Raw genomic sequence first — 20,142 nt, 5'->3', positions numbered from 1 at the left:
GCAAAATGCTGCCGCTTGCGCTAGCGCGAGGCGGCGGTGATGAATAAAATATTACGCTGTGCACAATATTGAATCTTTGATTAAAAGATAGCTATGGCAAAAAAATTAGCTACTTTGATTGCGCCATAAAAAAACATCCCTAGACTTTATTTCAATAACTAAGCTTAATTCAGCACACTTTATTAAACCCTTTGTAGTATAAATGAATTTTAACTTTATAGATGAGTGCCGCGAAGTGAAGGGGGCGACTTCTAGGGGATCAAGCGTGTGCGGAAAATCCACTCATTTGTGCCACCGTAAGAGGCACAAATGAGTTAGTTGAAGCCACGCCCCCAGAAAAGCGTCCCCCGTAACGTAGCAGAACAGATTTTATTAGATAAACGCACTTGATTCCAAATATTGTATTAAAAAATACTCGTTATGAGTTAAAGTTTATGTATAATTCGTTTATCTAAACAATCGTTATCTTCATCCCAAATCATATGAATTTCAAATGTACCTGGTTCAAAAAAATAATCAAAACGCACGCGAATATCTTCTTGCATTGGGTAATTTTTGACCTCGCTAATTTTCACCCACTCCAGTGTTCCTTCATCACTATGTGTTAACAATTGTCCTGAAAAATCATCTGTTAAATAGTTATAAATAATAAAATGATCTTTTTTAACCTCATTCGTATAATGCGAAATACCTTTAAACGTTAAGCTATGTACATCTAGTCCTGTTTCTTCCTTCACTTCGCGTATAGCGCCTTCCGCAAAGCCTTCTGGGAAATCTACTTTTCCACCCGGTGGAATATACCCTTTAAAATTATCATGCTGACGATTTAATAACAGAACTGCATCCTCTTTTTGTACCATTATTACTGTCCAAAATTTATAATTCATATTTTCAAACCTTCTTTTCATAGCGTTTATTTACTCATTTAAACAAAATTATTCTGTAAATTCAACCTACCATTTTCAGTCTTATGCATGAAGATTTTTATCGTGAAAGCCATTACAATGTGGTATGCTATTGGCAATTATTCATTTCTACTTACGAAATATTTTAGTGAAGGGCTGAATTGTATGGAACAACAATCAAATAAAATAGCACTTTATTTACTGATGTTTAATATGTTTATTACTATGGGTGGTATCGGGATTATCGTACCTGTTATGCCAGCATATTTACAACTATTTGGCGTTGGTGGACAAGTACTTGGCTTTCTAATCGCTGGCTTTGCGCTTGCACAGTTTTTACTTTCCCCTGTTTCAGGTGATTTATCAGATCGACATGGGCGTAAAATGTTTATCGTTGCAGGGCTTGTGGTATACGGCTTCGCACAAATTTTATTTGGGCTAGCATCAGAAGTATGGGTATTATTTTTAGCACGCTTTTTAAGTGGAGCTGGGGCAGCGTTCATTATGCCACCAATTATGGCATTCGTCGCCGACATTACAACGTATGAAGAACGTGGTAAAGGTATGGGCATGATTGGTGCGGCAATGTCTCTTGGCTTTATGATTGGGCCAGGTATTGGCGGATTTTTAGCAAATGTCAATTTATCATTTCCGTTTTACTTAGCAGGTGCGGTGGCGCTGATTGCCTCTGTACTATCTGCAATTTACTTACCGAATGTAAAATCTACGAAAACGATTTCTGCGCCAAGGGAAAAATTATTAAAACAGCTTGCTCGCTCAGTAAAAACATCGTATTTCATATTTTTAATCGTCGTTTTTACATTTAGCTTTGGGATTTCAAACTTCCAAGCAACATTATCGCTTTATTTAGATCATAAATTTGGCTATACACCAACTGATATCGCAATCATTTTAACTGTTGGTGGCTTTGCAGGGGTTGTACTGCAAATGTATGTTGTGAACAAATTATTTAAACGCTTCGGTGAGATGAAAGTGATATTAGTAAATCTTCTGCTTGCAGCGGTGACAATGTTACTAACAATCTATATTAGCGGCTTCTTCGTTATTTTAGTCGTAGCTACTTTGTTCACTATCGCAACAACATTCATTCGTCCTGCTGTAAATACACTAATTTCGAAACTAGCAGGTGAAGAACAAGGTTTTGCGGCAGGTATGAACAATGCTTATATGAGCTTAGGGAATATGTTTGGCCCAGCACTTGCAGGAATTTTATTTGATTGGAATCCAGATTCACCATACATTTTAGGAACGGTCGTATTAGTCAGCTGCTTTATCCTCGCATTTGCCTGGACATCAAAAAGAGCTGCACATTTATTAAAAGCATATTAAAAACAGTACGCAATTCGCCTTATTAACGAATTGCGTACTGTTTTATTTGGTTTCACGTAATTTTTTCGAGGCAATCACTAGACTGACAATTCCAATAAACACATAAACAATACAGTAAATTGCGATCGGTGGCCAATCTAAATGTGTCATTTCTTTAATTGCAATGGCAATTTCTGGTGAAATCAAACTTAGCACAACGGCAATCGGATTAATACTAATCCAAAAATACGACGCATAATACGAAGTTCCATCAACGAAGTTAATAATGCCTACCAGGAAAAAGATAAACGTAAAAACCGCTAAAAAAATCATAACCCCATAGGTAGAAATCATTGATACAATTGTCTTTTTCGTTATCGTTGAAAATAATATACCAACACTCCCTACTGTAAATACTGTTAATAAAAACAGTAGGAATACTTTCGCTAACATCCATGGTGATACCCCACCAAATAAAAACAAAATGCTATACATCGGTAACGTCGCAATTAACATAACAACTAAATAAGCAAGCGACGCAGTGAGTTTACCGACAATAATTTGTGAGGATGTCTGAGTAGTCGTTAATAAAATATTGAGCGTTTGCTTTTCACGCTCTGTACTTATAGAACCCGCTGTTAATGCCGGTGCAATGAATAGCAGTAAACAAATCTGTAATACAGTTAAACTGCAAAATAAGATAAAGCTGCTTTCTGGCTGCACATAACCATTCGAAAACACACCCGACATAATAATGAAGTACGCAATAATAAATAATGTCAGCGCAATTAAGTAAAAGGCGAGACTCGAAAAGCTTTTTGCATTTCGAAATCTCAGCTTTAGTTCTTTTAGTAGCACTGGATTAGATATTTTGAGATTCACGCTGCGCCACCTCCTTAGTAATAACCATAAAGACATCCTCTAAATTTTTCTTTTGTACTTCAAGCGCACTCACACGAATACCAGCCTCAATCGCTTGTTTTAGTACCGCAGCTTGCGCGTATTCATCGCCAGTAAATACAAATGAAATGGCATCTCCTTGTTGAGTAGCATTTGCTACTTGTGGTAAGTTAGCAAAAAAGGCGAGCGCACTTCCCTCATCCTCAACAACTGAAACCGTCACCCACTTTTCACCTTGTAACTGTGCTTCAATTTCAGCAATATTGCCACTCGCAATAAGCCTTCCTGCATGTAACACGCCAATCTCGTCACAAATTTCCGCTAGTTCTGGCAAAATATGCGATGAAATACAAATCGTTTTCCCTAGACGCTTCAAGTCCTTTAAAATATCTCGCATCTCCACACGTGCTCTTGGATCCAGACCTGACGCTGGCTCATCTAAAATTAAGATATCTGGATTGTGTATTAAAGTACGCGCTAAGCACAAACGCTGCTTCATCCCGCGTGACAAATCATCAACATATTCAAATCGCTTCTCGGTCAAGCGCACGAGTGACAGGAGCTCCGTAATTTTTTTTGCCCTTACTGCTTCGGATAATTGATAGGCAGAGCCATAAAAGTCTAAATACTCCTCTACTTTTAACTGGTCATATACCCCGAAAAAGTCTGGCATATAGCCAATCATGGCACGAACGGCATGCGCTTCATAGGTCACACTTTTACCATTTACTAAAATATCGCCTGAAGATACTGGAATGAGCGTTGCTAAAATTGAAAATGCTGTAGATTTACCAGCACCATTCGCTCCAACAAAGCCGTAAATAGTCCCACTTTCAATCGTAAGCGATACATCTGCTAGCGCTTTCGTTGTTCCATATTTTTTACTAACATGCTGAAATTCAATCATTGCTTCATCGCCCCTTTCAGCTCAATCATTGGTAGCTTCACATTATCACTATACACAGCGTCTGAAACATGCCATTTAAATTGAATCATGTCATTTTCTATATAATCATCCACATTGTCAGTTGAATATTCACTAGGTAACGATTCATATTGATTCGTTTTTACATTATAAATTTGCGAGCTAATCGCACCACCATATAGCTCATAGCGTAAACTTTCCCAAGAAAAATTATGCACCATGATAGATTGTGGCAATTGATACGTAACCTTATAATCTGCTGGATCTAAATAATAGGAATCTTGACCACTAATCAGCTGATCTTTAACCCCACCATATAAATCTGTGGAATATTTCATTAACATTAAGTCTCCGTTTATCGTGACATCATCTGAGAAGTTTACTGATGCCGTAAATGGCTGCACCACTAATACAGTAGACTGCATTTTCGCCTTCCCAGCAAATTGTGCCCCAATATCCGCTGTATTGGAATAGCCGATGATTACAGGGGATTGATCATCCATCACAAGTGTATTTGCTAAGCCTAATAACCGTCCTTTTCTAACTTCATCAATTGTTTCTGGTGTCGGTCTGTCATAATAGGTTTGATCAACCGGTAACGTGTTTGGTACAAGCAATGATGATACCAATTTTTCATTAACATGCTTTGATTCACCTTGTTTGATATCGCCTATATTAATAAATTGCAGCCCAGTCCAAATTTGTACTTCCTTTAAATCAATCGTTAAGTCATTGCGAACTGTCCCTGTCACCATGCCGTTTTCATTTACTAGCTGAACATCAAGCTTTCCTATATCAATTGCGCCACTGCCAATAAACGATTCGACATCCCAATAAGGCACATTTTTTAATGTTAATGTTTTATGATCCTGCTGCTGTTTTACATAGCCCCATCGACCATTTTGAAAATCGCGTAGTCCAAATGATTGCCCGCCATAGCTTGCTACTTTCATATCATTTGTTAAACTAAACTGATAATCGCCCCCACGGTTAGATAATAGGCTTTGTGCAAAATATTGCTCTGATGCATTGTCACTAATTTTCACTACCGCCATTTGCTGAATTTGAGGTTGGACGATGCGGTCTTTAGCACCGACTAAAAAGAGTGCCACTGACACAACGAGCGCAAAAGCTGGAATAATCCACCATGCATATTCGCGTTTATCTTTACGTTTTAAGAAAAAATAAAGCACTGGCCCAAGTAGAAAAATATATAACCCAAACACGACAACAATTTTCCATAGTGAAAACTCAAATGAAGCAAATAATGCATTCACTGGCACAACATTACTCGATAAATCACTTTCTGGCGTAGATGTATTAAAGTTCACATCAAAATCTAATAATTTCGCCATTAAATATGCCGCATTATCGTTTTGAGACACTGTAGCATCTGTTAGTGAAAAAGCTGTTTGAATAAGTGCACCTGAGCCAATTTGTTTTCTAGCGGCAAGTACCGTTTCATCTATTTTGAAACTATGTGCTCCTTGTATTGGCTGTACATCATGAACCGTTAATACTTTATTGAATCTTTCTTGCCCTGTGAATTGTTGAAGTTGTTCGGCATTAATTGTTTTCGTTGCCGATGAAGCTGTTAACGCTTTATACGGTTCTAAAGCAGTACTAGAAACATCGCCATCTATTACAAGCTGTCCCCCGTTTTGAATCCAGCCTAAAATAGCCTTTTGCTGTACTTCTGTTAATGTATCCAATTCTTGCGTTAAGAAGATCATGTTAAAAAGTGCTAAATCCTCTAATTGTTGAACACTTTCAAGTGATGTTATTTCATATTCAGATATATCAACAACTCTACTTTGCTGAATTGCACGGAGTTGTTGTAATGCACTAGCTAATTGCTTATCACCGAATACTCCAATCATAAATGCATCATACGAAGTCAACTCTGGTTTGTTATGTGTGACACGATAATCTTTTGATTCGTCCCCTTTTTCAATCGAATCATCATATAAATAAACAAACTTCCCTGTTGAATTATCGATTATTTCATAAGGTAAATAATTTAAATACACTTTTTTCCTTACGACCTCGTTCGGCGCTAACTGTAGTGGAATGACTTCGCCCCTTTGTAATAAATAATTATTTGCATATGTCGTGACAAGCTCCCCATCAAATGTACGCTCATCATTTTGGATCGTAAACGTTACAGCAATCGGTGTATCTTGCTTGCCCTTTCCTTCAAAACCATAGTCAACGTCAATGTTCATCTCAGCAGATCCATACATCAACGGTGCGAACATTGTCACTAAGAAAATTAGAAGCATGACATATTTCTTCATTTTATTCCACCTCTCTTTGCTTATTTGTACGAATCACAACTAACAAAGTTGCGAATTATCAGATTTTTTAATTGCTATATTAAAAATACCCATTCAACAGAGTTCGTTAAATGGGTATAATACAGTATCTTTTACAGTGTACGTATAAACGCTTCGACAAATTTTTGATTAAATGGAATTAATGCTTCGTCTGGCGCTATTTTTGCATGATGTAAACCAAATTCACAATTTGCTCCTGCCCAAAACATCGCTCCCGGAATATCTTTTATAAAATATCCAAAGTCTTCACCAGTCATAGCTGCTGGGCATTCATAACTCACCGCTCCATCAAAATCACTTGCAAAACATAAAAGCGCTTGTGCACAACGTTCATCATTATTTACCTCATAGTACATCGAGCCATAGTAAATCATTACACTACACTCAAATGCTGCCTCAATACCAGTACAAATTGCTTCTATACGGCGCTTCACCTCTGCCATTGCTTCAACATTTAACGTACGAATGGTCCCTTCTAAGCGCGCATTTTCAGCAATAACATTTTGCACGGTACCTGAAGTCATTTTGCCAATCGTAATGACCGCGCTATCCATCGGGTTAACATTACGGCTAATGATCGTTTGCAGTTGTACAATTAAGTTCGCTGCCGCCACCGTCATATCACGTGTTTTATGTGGAAATGCTGCATGCCCACCAACACCTTTTAAATCGATAAAAAGCTCGGAGGTATTCGCAAAAAGTAAACCTGGCTTTGTCGCAACTGTACCAACTGGATATTCTGGTGCAATATGCAGGGCATAAATTTCATCAGCAACAAGCTGTGGCTGTTCTAGTCGTAGCCATTCAAGCATTGGCTCAGCACCACCTGGACCTTCTTCAGCTGGTTGGAAATAGATCACTACATTTTGTGTCGGACGATTTTTCGCAAATGATTCAACTAAGCCAAGTGCAATTGCCATATGACAATCATGTCCACAAGCATGCATAAACCCTGTATGTTGCGATTGAAAATCTAAAGCTGTTTCTTCAAAAACAGGCAATGCATCCATATCTGTTCGCCAGCCAATTTGCTTCGTCGGGTTTGTTCCTTCAATCGCTACGACAATCCCTGTTCTCCACGTCACAACTTGCATATGCTCTTGTGGTAACTGTGCAATAAAATTTAATAAATACGCCTGCGTTTTAAATTCTTTAAAGCCAACTTCAGGGATTTGATGTAAATCACGCCGAATTTCAATCAGATTTGTCATTGCTACACCTTCTTATAAGTTGCGTAATGAATCAATAATTTCAGTTTTTGATTTCGTTTTTTCATCTAACTTTTTAATTTCACGAGCTGGTACACCTGCTACAACCGTGTATGGCTCTACATCTTTAATAACAATGGCACCCGCTGCAACGACAGCCCCTTTGCCGATTCGTACACCTTCTAATACAACTGCATTAGCCCCGATGACAACATCATCTTCAACGACTACAGGTAACGCACTTGGAGGTTCTACTACACCTGCTAGCACTGTTCCTGCTCCAATATGGCAGTTTTCACCAACTGTAGCACGCCCACCTAATACGGCACCCATATCGATCATTGTTTTTGCACCAATTTCAGCCCCGATGTTAATAATCGCGCCCATCATAATAACAGCCTGCTCACCTATTGTTACTTGGTCACGAATAATCGCACCTGGCTCAATACGTGCATTAATATGTTTTGTGTCTAATAACGGTACACCTGAATTACGGCGATCGCTTTCAACAACATAATCTTCAATTTGTGTTTCATGTTCCTTTAAAGCTGCCTCAATTTGAGACCACTCACCGAAAACAACGGCATTATTGCCATCACCAAATACTTTTGCATCTGGACCATATGATAAATAAGCGACACCCGCACCTTTTACATAAACTTTAACCGGTGTAACTTTTTTTGCCTGTGAAATAAAATCAATAATTTGCTGTGCATTTAATTTCTCCATTGAGACACCTCTTTAATATGTGAGTTTTCTTAACACGGAATATTGTACTAAATTTTCAGTTAAAATAAAACTGTTTTTTAAGCTTATCCTCTGGAATAATCATATAAACAGCGGGCATGGTCTTGTACTACATTGACAAATGCCTCCACTTGGCGTAATTCAAACGTCGATTCATAGCCAATTAACCACGTATCACGTGTCAAGCCATGATCATTTTCTGAGTTGGTTAACGGAATTTTGTGCACCTTTTCCTCACCATTTAATGTGATGGACGGTAAAATCGCATAACCAATGCCATTTAGCGCCATTTGTTTACATGTTTCGATTTGGTCTACAATAATTTGATGCTTAGGATTGTAGTTAAAATGACGTTGCCACCATTGTTGTATTTCCTGATAATAATTCGAATCACTTTTAAATTGAATAAACGGGCGATCCGATGTAATAATATCTTCCATATCTTGAATTTCCTTATCAACTAAGTACATCATATCGCGGAATAAATGGATTTTTTTCCCCTTCCATTCAGCTTGCCCACGGACAATACCGATATGTGCTTCTCCATCATAAAGCGCTTTCACAATTTCTGAGCTCCAACCAGTCATAAGCGAAATTTTTGTATCTGGATATTTTGTTACGAAATCCTTCAAAACTTTTGGTAGCCAGTTTTGACCTACAATCGAAGCACAGGCAATTTTTAACGTACCATGTACTTTCGACTGTAACGCTTGAATGGATTCAAATATTTCTTCCCGCTTCACTATCATTTCATTCGAATATTGGATGACTAATTCACCAGCTGGCGTCGCCGTTAATCCCTTTTGTGAGCGAATAAATAATTGTGCACCCCATTCTTTTTCGATGGATTGTAGGCGCTGTGACAAAGCCGGCTGTGTTAAAAATAATCGCTCGGCAGCCTTACGCATATTCTTTTCCTCTGCTAGCACCTTGATAATTTCCGCTTCTGTCGCCGTCATACAACTCTTCCTTTCTTACATCAATTACGACTCGGGCCAACACGATGTTGGTCACTCAGGCGTTGCCGCACGACTCGGCGTTCTTAGCCTGAGTTCCCCTGTTCAGCCGAGGGTTATACCCAACTAAATAAAGGACATACTTGGCATACATCTTCCACTTATAGTAGTGGAGGACTTCTGCTGAAGCAAGTTAAAAAGTCGACAAAATCCTAGATGGACTTTGCCGACGAAATGTTACTTACTAATTTTGTTGATACATATACTTTTTCAATTGCTTTAAAATAATTCTGCGCGTCATAATACCGACAAACGTACCTTCTTCATCGATTACACATAAGAAGGCATGGTTAATGACTAAATCAAGTGCACGACGGAATGTATCCGTAATTTTTAAATATGCTACATCATGATTCATAACATCATCTACTCGAATTTCAGCTAGTTTTTCATATTCAATTCGTTCTAATCCTAAAATGGATTCCGTTATCATTTTTGTGCTAAGTAGTCCCTTTAAACGATACTTTACGTCTAAAACTGGGATCGAAGAATAACCTGTTTTCGTTAATACGAGCAGTGCGTGTTCTGCGTTATTCCCACTTTGAACATGCGCTACCTTTTCAGAAGAAATAATAAAATCTTTAATCGGCATGTCTAGTAACGCTCGGTTGTTCGTTGAAATCATTACATTCTACTCCTTTGACTCCGTAAATACGGGCAAATCAACACTTAAAAACTCGAAAATTTTAAGCTTAAGTAAACAATAGCCTTTTTCGCATATTATTTACCTTACCTCTATCATACCATAACAGGTAAATCCTTGACTAAGAAACATGCCCATTTACGCAAAAGAAAAAGCATAACAAGACGAGCAATTTCGTCCTATTATGCATGAATATTTAGTAACCACGTGCCCAATAATAAAAAATAATAATACCTGTAAATGCTAAAAATATCGCGTATGATAACACAATTGGATTAAGTAAAAACGGATGCTCTATAATTTTGTCGGGCACTTCTGAATCCCGCTCTTCACCACTATGCTCAATTTTATGTCCCACTTTTACGGTTAAATAATAGCCAATTAAACAAAGTACTATACAAACAAAAATCGTTGGATAAAGCCACATACCCACTACTAGCGCCCCCTTTTGCGATAATGGTAGTATGTGGTTTTTTAACAGAAAGTATGCAAACAACATTGAGTAAATTCACTAACTAAAATGGATTAAATGCATATTAGATAAATGCACTTCATTCCATTTTTGTATTGAAACATGCTAATTGTGAGTACAACTTAAAATGGATGTTGATTTAACCATTGACCGCCATCTAATGAAATGCATTCACCATTTAAATAGCCTGCCTTATCTGACAGCATAAACGCTGCTAAATCAGCAATTTCTTCTGGTGTACCAAGGCGTTTTAATGGTACTGAATTAATCGTGCGCTTTGCCTGCTCCTCTGATTCCCACAGCTTTTCCGCGCCTCCTGTACGTTCGATTGGTCCAGGTGCAATAGCATTAGAACGAATTCCGTACTGACTGCCCCATTCAACTGCTAATGTACGCGTAAGGGATAGCACACCAGCCTTTGCAGCAGCTGAATGAATAACACCAGCACCTGCACCCCATGCATATGTGGCAACCATATTTAAAATCGATCCCTTAATCCCCTTTTCAATCCAGTAACGACCTACTGCTGAAGAACAATAGAACGTACCATTTAACACGATATCAATGACCGCCTTCCAGCCATTTGGTGACAGCTTTTCTGCATGCACTAAAAAGTTACCAGCTGCATTATTTACTAAACTATCAATACGCCCAAATTTTTCAACGGTAAAGTCGACCATAGCTTGTACATGTTCTGGCTCACGTACGTCCATTTGGAATGTTTCAATATTTGAGCCAAATTCCAGAATTTCCGTTTTAGCATTTGCTAAACGCTCCGAATCGCGCCCTGTAATTACAACACTAGCTCCCTCTTGCACAAATTGTTTCGCCATGCCCAGCCCCATCCCACTAGAGCCACCTGTAATAATAATCGTCTTACCTTGTAACATCTATTCATCCCCTTTTCAAATAAAATGAACAATCATTCATAAATTCATTTTACTATATAAGTAAGGGGAATTGTAGAAAAATTTGAAATTTTCTATTTTAAACGTTATTATCGTTAGCACACCAAAAGAAAAAGCCACGACCAAATTGAGTCCGTAGCTTCATCAATTACTTATTCTTCCACAATCGTCCCAAGTGATTCGATTAGGAACACTTCTTGGCTATTAATGCGAACATTGCTATTGTGGTTTTCTTTATAGTGATATTTCCCATTAGAATCCTGAATACGCGCTTTTTGATTATCTTCAAGTTGAGACATCATAATGCGCTGAATGCGTTTTTTAATTTCCGCTGAATAAATCGGGAATAAAATTTCAACACGCTTAATCATATTACGTGTCATCATATCAGCTGAAGATAAATACAAGCTGTCTTCACCATTGTGATGGAACCAAAAAATACGTGAGTGCTCTAGGAAGCGACCTACGATACTCGTTACCGTAATATTTTCTGAAATGCCTGGAATGCCAGGACGGATACAGCAAATACCACGAATAATTAGCTCAATTTTCACACCAGCAATTGACGCTTCATATAATTTCATCATTAAATCTTTATCCGTTAATGAATTCATTTTTGCACGAATAAAACCGTTGCCATGTTTTTTATGTAACGCTATTTCTTTATTAATTAATTCAATAAATTCATCACGAATATCATATGGTGATACGCGAATATGATGGAATTCTGGCTTTTCCGTATAGCCGCTTAAATAGTTAAAGAAGTTTGTTGCGTCTATGCCAAATTCCTTATTTGACGTAATAATCCCCATATCTGTATATATTTTCGCCGTGGCGTCATTGTAATTTCCTGTACCTAGGTGAACAAAGCGCTCGATTTTACCTTGGCGACGACGCACAACTAATGTAATTTTTGAGTGCGTTTTTAAATTATTCATTCCATAAATAACAAGGCACCCTGCTTGTTCTAATTGCTTCGCCCAATGCACATTATTTTCTTCATCAAAACGTGCCTTTAACTCAACAAGCACCGTTACTTGCTTACCATTTTCAGCAGCTTGCTTTAACGCTTGAATAATCGGAGAATTCCCACTTACACGATACAGAGTTTGCTTAATCGCAAGCACGCTCGAATCCTTGGCTGCTTCTGCAATAAAATCAACAATCGGCGCAAATGACTCATATGGATGGTGGAAGAATAAATCTTGTATTAATGATTTTTCAAAAATATTTTCATCCGATTGCAAATCCTGTGGTGGTTGAGGGATGAAGCTTTCATATTCCAAATGCTCACGACCAGCTGAAATGACCTTCACAAAACTAAACATTGTCGTTAGATCTAGAGGTCCATCGATTTTAAATACGTCGGATTCTTCAATTTCAAATTCATCTAGTAAGTATTCTAAGACGTCGTCACTCATTTCTTTGTCACGTACTTCTAAACGTGAACCAACGCCCCATTTACGTTTCTTTAACTCTTTTTCGATTTCTACAAGTAAGTCTTGTGCACCTTCTTCATGAATCGTTAAATCTGCATTACGCGTTAAACGGAACGCTTGAGATGACTTCACTTTATATCCATAGAACAAACGGTCAATATTGCTTGAGATGACATCTTCTAATAATACAAATACCGTTTCATTACCTTGGGTAGGTACTTTAATAAAGCGTTCTAATACAGATGGGACCTGCACAATTGCGACTTTATCTAACATTTCTGTATCTGTATTATTATTTTCTAGCAACACAAGTAAGTTTAACGTGCGGCCAAGTAATGTTGGGAATGGACGATACGCATCAACCGCTACTGGCGTTAATACCGGGAAAATCGTTTCGTCAAATAATTCATGAAGGAAATTTTTTTGTGCAGCCGTTAACAATTTTAAATCACGTACAAAAACATTTTCTTTTGGTAATAAATCATACACTAAATGACGGTATACTTCGGTTTGACGACGTACTAATGCTTGTGTACGCTCTGCGATTTTTGTTAATTGTTCTTTTGGAGTTAAGCCTGACTTATTTTCAGGTTTGTGGAAGCCTGCGCGAATTTGGTCTTGTAAACCAGCTACACGCACCATGAAAAACTCATCTAAATTTGAGCTGAAAATCGCCAAAAATTTTAAGCGTTCTAGTAAAGGATTATTTGTATCTTCCGCTTCTTCTAGTACACGTTCGTTAAACGCTAACCAGCTTAGCTCACGGTTATTGTAATACTCTGGTTTCGCAATTTCTTCTAACATCAGGTAATAGGACTTTGTATTTTCTGATGTATCTTCTGATTCAAACATCGGATCCATCTCCATATTCGTTGTCATCAACAATTCCACCCTTCAACATTGAACACAATTGTAATATTTTTTTTGAACACTCGCTCGATATGCTTTTTCTGTTTCTCTACTTGTGCCATTTCCGCAATTGCTCGCTCTGACGTCATCACTTCGATTAAAAGGTCATTTCCTTTATTTTTAATGACAAGTTGCTTCACCACATTGCGCTTTGTCATATTAAGTGCATAAACAAACTTTAATATTGCACCAAAATCACGTAACTTTTTTAATTCCTCTTTTGACATCCAACTTTCAAAAGGTTGTGCAAAGCGTTCAAAATAATCGCGATTTTTATATGATGCAAGTAGCGCTAACTTGACACGGTCTACATGCGAAAGACCTGACAATGACTGATTAGATATTAAATAAAATGTATGTTGACTAGATGAATCAAGCTCGATATATTCACCAATTGCATACACCTTTGCGCCTTTTATTAATAGTTCTAAGTCTGCATCGTTATAATGAAATAATTGTAAATTACAGCACCCTCGATAAAATTGCCCTGTTAGCTCAGCAAGTGTATGAACCTCTTCTTCTGTACGTCCATAGGCTTGTGCTAATTGGCGTGCGCTTTCCTCAAATACATTGTATTTATTGTACGCCTTTGAATTTCCCTGCAATACTCGCCCAATAATTACCCCTTCACGTAATCCCTTTTTACTTACTTGGAATGTATTTGTTCCTACGACGGACAATAATGCAAGGAACACTTCTAAAGCTAGCACGATCGTATCTGCACGGTCTGAAGAGAGCCCATCTAATTGCTTTAGCTGCTCAAATGAAAACCGAGATAAATAATCTTGCAACGCGTCTAAATCATCTCGTTTCATAGAATATTCATGAACACCTGATAATGGATAATTGGTTTTTTGCTGATGTACCTGTGCAATATTACGAGCACTACCACCAATTCCAATAACCGGGAAGGCTACGTCCTTGATCCATGGCAACGAACTAAATTGTTCGGTCACGTAAGCACGTAGCTTAATTCGTTCGTCATTATTAATAATGGTGCCCTTTATAAACATTTGTTTTAATGACACGGTACCAAAGGGAAAACTAATGGTTTTTTGTAGCTTTTTATTGATAAATAAAGTAATTTCCGTCGAACCACCACCAATATCGATCGTTACAGCAGACGGTGTATCCATTGAATGTGCGACAGCAACGAATCCATAATAGGCTTCCTCTTCTTCTGATAAAATGTCAATTTTAATCCCTGTTTCTTCTTGCATACGACGAATGATTTCTCCGTTATTAACAGCTTGACGTACAGCTGCTGTTGCTGCTGCCTTTACATCTGTCACTTCATAATCAGCTAAAATTAACCGAAACGAATTTAATGTATCTGCTAGCAGTTGGATACCTTCTTCAGACATCTCTCCATTAGGTAATAGATAAGTGCGAAGGCGAGCTACCGTTTTAATATTGCCAAACTCACGTAATCCCTCATTTTTATTATATGAATATAATACAAGTCGAATGGTGTTCGAACCGATATCAATAATGGCCGTTTTTAAATTTTTCATAGGTGCCTTCACTTCTTTCTAAAAGTCATTTCATCGCTATATAAATATACAAATTATTCCGATTAATAATAACTTATAAAAATAGCCGGAACTACTTTTACAAGTATCCGGCTTTTGTTTCTATTTTATATCATATTTAGGTATTGCTTCAATTCAATAAGTGACAAATTTACAAAATTAACTTATCCATGCGTAAAATAAGTTCTGCAATTTCTGGTTTTGAGATTTGGTCTTCTGCCCCTACCTGATCACCTTTGTGACGTAAATCATCTGTAATTAAACTTGAGAAGATAATTACCGGTAATTTTTGTAGATCAGGATGTGATTTAATTTTCTTCGTTAAATGATGCCCATCCATCTGCGGCATTTCAATATCGGTTACGACCATTTGGACATGCTTTTCGATTTCCTTATCTGCTTTCGCAAGTGCCTCTAAATAATCATAAGCATCGCGGCCGTTTTCGAAGAACTCTGTATTCACATAACCTGCTTCATTCATAGTATCGAATAATAGTTTACGCAATAATGGCGAGTCTTCCGCGATAATGACTTTCTTTTCTGTACGCTCACGTTTACCAAGTTTTTTTACGGATTCTACGCTAATACTCGATTCAGGGTTAATGTCTACCATGATTTTTTCGAAGTCTAGTAATAAAATCATTTCTTCGTTGTATTTAATAACACCAATTACTTGTGAAGAACCACCTTGGTACATATCAGATGGCTTTTCGATTTGGTCCCAAGAAATACGGTGAATTTGCGTTACATTGTCTACATGGAATACAACTCGTTGTTTGTTAAATTCTGCAACAATGTACTTTTGCTGCGGATTACGATTTTCTGTTGGAATGCCCAATACTTTTAGCATATCTACAACTGGCAGTACTTCTCCACGTAATTGAATGATGCCTTCTACGTGAGGGTGCACATGTGGAATAAATGTCACGGGAATTGGTTGAATAATCTCTTTTACTTTAATTACATTAATACCAAATTTATTATTTGCTACTTCAAATTCAACAATTTCAAGTTCATTTGTTCCACTTTCTAGTAAAATCCCTTTTTGATTTTCCATTGCATGTATCTCCTTCCAATTTCCCAGGTATGTATAACTCTATTGTATCATAGGGAATTTGATTCTCCTATAAACGAATCCACTTAATAAGGTAGATTTTATGTTGTAAAATGTATTATTCATAACACTTAATTAGTGCTTGTGTACCATTTTCACCATAACCATCTTCAAGTAATTTATCATACATAGTTTTTGCTAAAATAAGACCTGGTAATTGAATATTCATACGTTCTGCCTCATCTAAAGCGATTTTCATATCTTTAATCATATGCTTAATGTAAAAACCTGGATCGAAGTCTGCTTTCAGCATGCGTGGTGCTAGATTTGAAAGTGACCAAGAACCTGCAGCACCTGCTGTAATTGAACGTAATACTTCATCCATCGTTAGACCAGCATTTAACCCATAGATCATTGACTCACAAACACCAATCATACCTGATGCAATGGCAATCTGGTTGCACATTTTCGTATGATGTCCTGCACCAGCTGCACCTTGATAAATAATATTTTGTCCAAAAACTTCAAAAATCGGTTTCATCTGTTCAAAAACAGCCTCATCTCCACCTACCATTAATGATAATGTTCCATTTTGCGCGCCAATATCTCCACCTGAAACAGGAGCATCTAAACTATGTACACCGATTTCTTTTGCTTGTTCGTATAATTTTTTCGCTAACGTTGGTTCACTCGTTGTCATATCAACAACAATTGTCCCTTGTTTTGCAGAAGAAAAAACCCCTTTGTCACCGCAATAAACTTCTTCTACATCTTTCGGATAGCCAACCATTGTAAATACTATTTGCTGTTCTTCTGTAGCCTTTGCTGGAGTCTCTGCCCATTTTGCACCAAGCTCAACTAGAGCATCCGCCTTAGTTTTTGTACGTGTATAAACCGTTACCTCATGTCCTGCATGAAGTAAATGCTTTACAATGCTAGCTCCCATAACACCTGTTCCGATAAAGCCAATTTTTTTCATATCCAATACAAAAATCCCCTTTTTGATATTTTCTTTCATTTTATCAAAATTCAAATAAACCGCAATGAGCGTTATGTTGTATGTAATCAATTGCGCCGGTTTGAACCCCACTGAATTAAGTTGAATACATTTTTCTATATAAAAACAAAAAAAGAGAGCAGTAGCTTTGAATCGCTTCTACTCTAAAGGGGGAAATGAGAATGTTGCTGTGTTCAATAATAATATGCCCTAATAAAACAACATTAAAACGCCATTCTCTAAAATTATTTATAACGCTACTTTTGTCCTGGAATGCCCAATTTTCTATGATAAATTTGATTGAATTTGTTCATTAAATGATCAACTTGCTTGCTTAAACAAAGCGTTTGCTTACTTTGTAACCCATTTTCAATACCAGATTGAATCATGAGTTGTCTTTTAATTTCAATTTGATGTAATAACGATTCATCAAACCTGACTTCGTCCAATTTTATCCCTCCTTACGACCAATTGTTACCATTATTATACTTTCTTTACATAACAGATACAAAATAATCGTAAAACAAAATTCGACAGTTTTTATGATCTAGGAATTTGTGAATAGGTAAAAACAACGTCTCCTCCTTGTTTTGCTTCACCACGAAAATGTTTAAATTGTTCATCCTTTACAATTTGTTCACGAAATTGTAAAAATTCCTCTTTTTTTATGACAACTGATTTCACTTCACCATTGCGTAATTGGTCTAACATGTCTTTATAGTCTGCCATCTTAAATTACCTCTAGTCTTATTATTTTTTCCAATATAACAGAACTACTATATGAAGAAAAGAGATTGAAAATCGATTAAAATAATATAAATATTTAAAAAAGATAAACTTTATAGTATAATAGCATGCAAACTGTTAATTATTAGTCGATGAAGGGGCTGACTGCGTGTGAAAATTGCTGAAGTTGGAAATATTATCGAGTTCAAAGATGGATTAAGAGGTATTGTTGAAAAGGTCAATGAAAATTCGGTTATTGTGAATATTACAATCATGGATAATTTTCACGAATTAGAAATGGAAGAAAAAACAGTTGTTAATCATAAACGCTATAAGATTTTAGCAAATCACGAATAAATCAATTACGTCTCGGCCTAATTGCTTCCCACTTTTTTCGAGTAGACTTGAAAAAAATCTGTGATATCCACCGGGGCATTTCGGTCAACAGGAAATTGATCACGAAGATGTTGTCACAGGACGTGACGCTTTTAACCTTCGTTCCCCAATTCAGCCAGGGTTTAAACCTCCACTGAATTAAGGGCATACTTGGCATTCATCCCCCGTTTATAAAAGTAGGGACTTTCGCTGAAACAAATTAATACAAAATACCCTTTTTAACATTCAAAAGATGCTAAAAAGGGTATTTTTTGATACGATACGTAAAAGGGGGTACACAATGAATGAAAATGGATAAACAAACGATTACTCTCCTTCTGTCATTGATTTTTATTTATAGTATGATGTTTTTCACTTTTCATGAAAAATCAATCTTTTGGTATCTATATGCTTTCACTTTACTAGTGGGGATAGCGATTGCTTTAGTCACAGGTAAATTCGAAGACCGTATTCCAACTTGGCAATATTTAATTTATGGAATTGGTTATGGGACAATTACGTACGGTTTTGTTAAATTAGGTTATACCCTGCTACCTTATATCGATTCTAATGTAACAACTGAAATCCCAAAATTTTTAAATGATTACGGTCCACAAAATATATTCCATTACGTCATGCTTATTTTTATTATCGCAGTTGGTGAGGAAATGTTTTGGCGTGGCTATGTGCAGCAACAACTAAAACGCTATACATCACCTGCTTATGCTGTTTTTATTACTGCAATGTTGTTTTCATTATCGCTAGCAATTAGCGGATTTATCCCGGGGGCAATGGCTGCCATTGTCGCAGGTCTTTTATGGGGTGCTCTTTATGAATGGAAAAAAAGCTTACCACTCATTATCGTTGCACATATCGTCTTTGTTTTATTATTATTTTTAGTTTTACCGTTATTTTGATACAATAAAATCAGAAACTTACTTTCACAGTTTCCATCTATTAAAGTAAGAGGAGGCACATTATGAAAAAACCATTCGCAACATTGAGTGCATTGCTATTACTATCAACTACATTAGCTGCTTGTAATACTGATACAAGCGAGCCTGACACGAATACGGCTGAAAACGAAAAACCTCAAACAGAGCAAACTCAAACAGAAACAAGTACCGAAGAAACAACAACAACTCAGACAACTACAGAACCCGCTAAAGGTGCTGGAGAAACGAACGAACCAGCACAAGCAAAGCCTCAACAAACTGATGAACAAGCAACATTAACTTATAGTTCAAACGGGCAAACGTTTAAAGAGGCGGTTATTACTTCAAAAAGTGCAGAAATGAATTATTCTATTGAACACTTTGAAAACTACACATTAGAGGCAGAGGAACCTGGCATCGATCATTTACTCTACAATGCTGATGACAATTTCTCAATGCAAATTGAAGTTACTGCAAAAGGTGAGGTAACTTTTGAAGATGTAAAGTCTTCTGTAACTGAATCAATGGATGCGATTTCATCAGATGTGAAAGAATATGATTTAAGCGGTATTTTAGAACATCATACTGACATTATTCAAATTGTCGGTTACGAAACTACGTTTGAAAACACTGATAAAGTTATTAAATTTGCATTTGAACGAGACAATATGTTTGTAACACTGACAATTTATGATACGGTAGCAGCAGATTTACAAGACGCATTTTTACAAATGGGCTTAACAATTCAATAATTTATATTCTATCATCCAAAAATTAAAAAACGCC

General features: G+C 36.9%; 20 protein-coding genes. 4 read left to right on the top strand and 16 right to left on the bottom strand.

The features are described from left to right. Positions 1 to 425: 425 nt before the first annotated feature. Complete coding sequence (locus LZ480_RS02615; RefSeq protein WP_241367816.1) at positions 426 to 887, bottom strand: 8-oxo-dGTP diphosphatase; 462 nt, start codon at positions 885 to 887, stop codon at positions 426 to 428. Between the two features lie 183 nt (positions 888 to 1,070). Here LZ480_RS02615 and LZ480_RS02610 point away from each other — a divergent pair, with 183 nt between their 5' ends. After that, positions 1,071 to 2,255, top strand: a complete 1,185-nt coding sequence (locus LZ480_RS02610; protein WP_241367815.1) for an MFS transporter — start codon at positions 1,071 to 1,073, stop codon at positions 2,253 to 2,255. A 42-nt stretch (positions 2,256 to 2,297) separates the two neighbouring features. Here the strand turns inward: LZ480_RS02610 and LZ480_RS02605 are convergent, their stop codons facing one another. The 15 genes from LZ480_RS02605 to LZ480_RS02535 all read right to left on the bottom strand — a co-directional run bounded on the left by LZ480_RS02605 (position 2,298) and on the right by LZ480_RS02535 (position 18,049). Further along, positions 2,298 to 3,116, bottom strand: coding sequence for an ABC transporter permease (locus tag LZ480_RS02605; protein WP_241367813.1), 819 nt, complete (start codon positions 3,114 to 3,116; stop codon positions 2,298 to 2,300). Then, entirely contained in the window at positions 3,097 to 4,041 is a 945-nt protein-coding gene (locus LZ480_RS02600; protein WP_241367812.1) for an ABC transporter ATP-binding protein, read from the bottom strand. The genes LZ480_RS02605 and LZ480_RS02600 overlap by 20 nt, the downstream gene beginning before the upstream one ends. Further along, complete coding sequence (locus LZ480_RS02595) at positions 4,038 to 6,356, bottom strand: hypothetical protein (RefSeq protein ID WP_241367811.1); 2,319 nt, start codon at positions 6,354 to 6,356, stop codon at positions 4,038 to 4,040. Before LZ480_RS02595 ends, LZ480_RS02600 begins: the two co-directional genes overlap by 4 nt. 131 nt (positions 6,357 to 6,487) lie before the next feature. Then, positions 6,488 to 7,606 carry an N-acetyldiaminopimelate deacetylase gene (locus tag LZ480_RS02590; RefSeq protein WP_241367809.1) on the bottom strand — a complete coding sequence of 373 codons (1,119 nt, stop codon included), beginning with the start codon at positions 7,604 to 7,606 and terminating at the stop codon, positions 6,488 to 6,490. Between the two features lie 12 nt (positions 7,607 to 7,618). Next, positions 7,619 to 8,332 (bottom strand): 2,3,4,5-tetrahydropyridine-2,6-dicarboxylate N-acetyltransferase, encoded by a 714-nt coding sequence (dapD, locus tag LZ480_RS02585; protein WP_241367807.1) that lies wholly within the window; start codon positions 8,330 to 8,332, stop codon positions 7,619 to 7,621. Positions 8,333 to 8,415: 83 nt separating this feature from the next. Further along, positions 8,416 to 9,309, bottom strand: coding sequence for a LysR family transcriptional regulator (locus tag LZ480_RS02580; protein ID WP_241367806.1), 894 nt, complete (start codon positions 9,307 to 9,309; stop codon positions 8,416 to 8,418). 241 nt (positions 9,310 to 9,550) lie between these two features. Continuing rightward, a complete protein-coding gene (gene cbpB / locus LZ480_RS02575; RefSeq protein WP_241367804.1) occupies positions 9,551 to 9,991 on the bottom strand; it encodes a cyclic-di-AMP-binding protein CbpB in 441 nt (146 codons plus the stop codon). A gap of 214 nt (positions 9,992 to 10,205) precedes the next feature. Further along, a complete protein-coding gene (locus tag LZ480_RS02570) occupies positions 10,206 to 10,436 on the bottom strand; it encodes a short-chain dehydrogenase (protein WP_408641595.1) in 231 nt (76 codons plus the stop codon). 167 nt (positions 10,437 to 10,603) lie between these two features. After that, on the bottom strand, positions 10,604 to 11,371 hold the full coding sequence (gene fadH / locus LZ480_RS02565) for a 2,4-dienoyl-CoA reductase (RefSeq protein WP_241367801.1): 768 nt from the start codon (positions 11,369 to 11,371) through the stop codon (positions 10,604 to 10,606). 170 nt (positions 11,372 to 11,541) lie between these two features. After that, the gene (locus LZ480_RS02560; RefSeq protein WP_408641594.1) at positions 11,542 to 13,680 is read right to left on the bottom strand and encodes an RNA degradosome polyphosphate kinase; all 2,139 of its coding nucleotides are present in this window, start codon (positions 13,678 to 13,680) and stop codon (positions 11,542 to 11,544) included. A 26-nt stretch (positions 13,681 to 13,706) separates the two neighbouring features. Beyond that, positions 13,707 to 15,251 carry a Ppx/GppA family phosphatase gene (locus LZ480_RS02555; protein ID WP_241367798.1) on the bottom strand — a complete coding sequence of 515 codons (1,545 nt, stop codon included), beginning with the start codon at positions 15,249 to 15,251 and terminating at the stop codon, positions 13,707 to 13,709. Between the two features lie 169 nt (positions 15,252 to 15,420). Then, entirely contained in the window at positions 15,421 to 16,326 is a 906-nt protein-coding gene (locus LZ480_RS02550; protein WP_241367797.1) for a chemotaxis protein, read from the bottom strand. 115 nt (positions 16,327 to 16,441) lie between these two features. Further along, the gene (locus LZ480_RS02545; RefSeq protein WP_408641593.1) at positions 16,442 to 17,302 is read right to left on the bottom strand and encodes an NAD(P)-dependent oxidoreductase; all 861 of its coding nucleotides are present in this window, start codon (positions 17,300 to 17,302) and stop codon (positions 16,442 to 16,444) included. 275 nt (positions 17,303 to 17,577) lie between these two features. Further along, on the bottom strand, positions 17,578 to 17,769 hold the full coding sequence (locus tag LZ480_RS02540) for an aspartyl-phosphate phosphatase Spo0E family protein (protein ID WP_241367794.1): 192 nt from the start codon (positions 17,767 to 17,769) through the stop codon (positions 17,578 to 17,580). Between the two features lie 91 nt (positions 17,770 to 17,860). Continuing rightward, positions 17,861 to 18,049 carry a hypothetical protein gene (locus LZ480_RS02535; RefSeq protein ID WP_241367793.1) on the bottom strand — a complete coding sequence of 63 codons (189 nt, stop codon included), beginning with the start codon at positions 18,047 to 18,049 and terminating at the stop codon, positions 17,861 to 17,863. Positions 18,050 to 18,217: 168 nt separating this feature from the next. On the opposite strand from LZ480_RS02535, the gene LZ480_RS02530 reads away from it, so the two are divergent. From LZ480_RS02530 to LZ480_RS02520, 3 genes are all read left to right on the top strand, one after another. Then, positions 18,218 to 18,403: a YkvS family protein gene (locus LZ480_RS02530; protein ID WP_241367792.1), complete on the top strand. Its 186-nt coding sequence runs from the start codon at positions 18,218 to 18,220 to the stop codon at positions 18,401 to 18,403. 323 nt (positions 18,404 to 18,726) lie between these two features. Next, positions 18,727 to 19,338, top strand: coding sequence for a CPBP family intramembrane glutamic endopeptidase (locus tag LZ480_RS02525; protein ID WP_241367791.1), 612 nt, complete (start codon positions 18,727 to 18,729; stop codon positions 19,336 to 19,338). Positions 19,339 to 19,400: 62 nt separating this feature from the next. Then, positions 19,401 to 20,108: a chemotaxis protein gene (locus tag LZ480_RS02520; RefSeq protein WP_241367790.1), complete on the top strand. Its 708-nt coding sequence runs from the start codon at positions 19,401 to 19,403 to the stop codon at positions 20,106 to 20,108. Positions 20,109 to 20,142: the final 34 nt, after the last annotated feature.

It is taken from the genome of Solibacillus palustris, from assembly GCF_022549215.1.
GTDB classification, from domain to species: domain Bacteria; phylum Bacillota; class Bacilli; order Bacillales_A; family Planococcaceae; genus Solibacillus; species Solibacillus daqui.
Note: the sequence above shows the minus strand (reverse complement) of the source record. Positions and strands in the feature narration are given on the sequence as shown.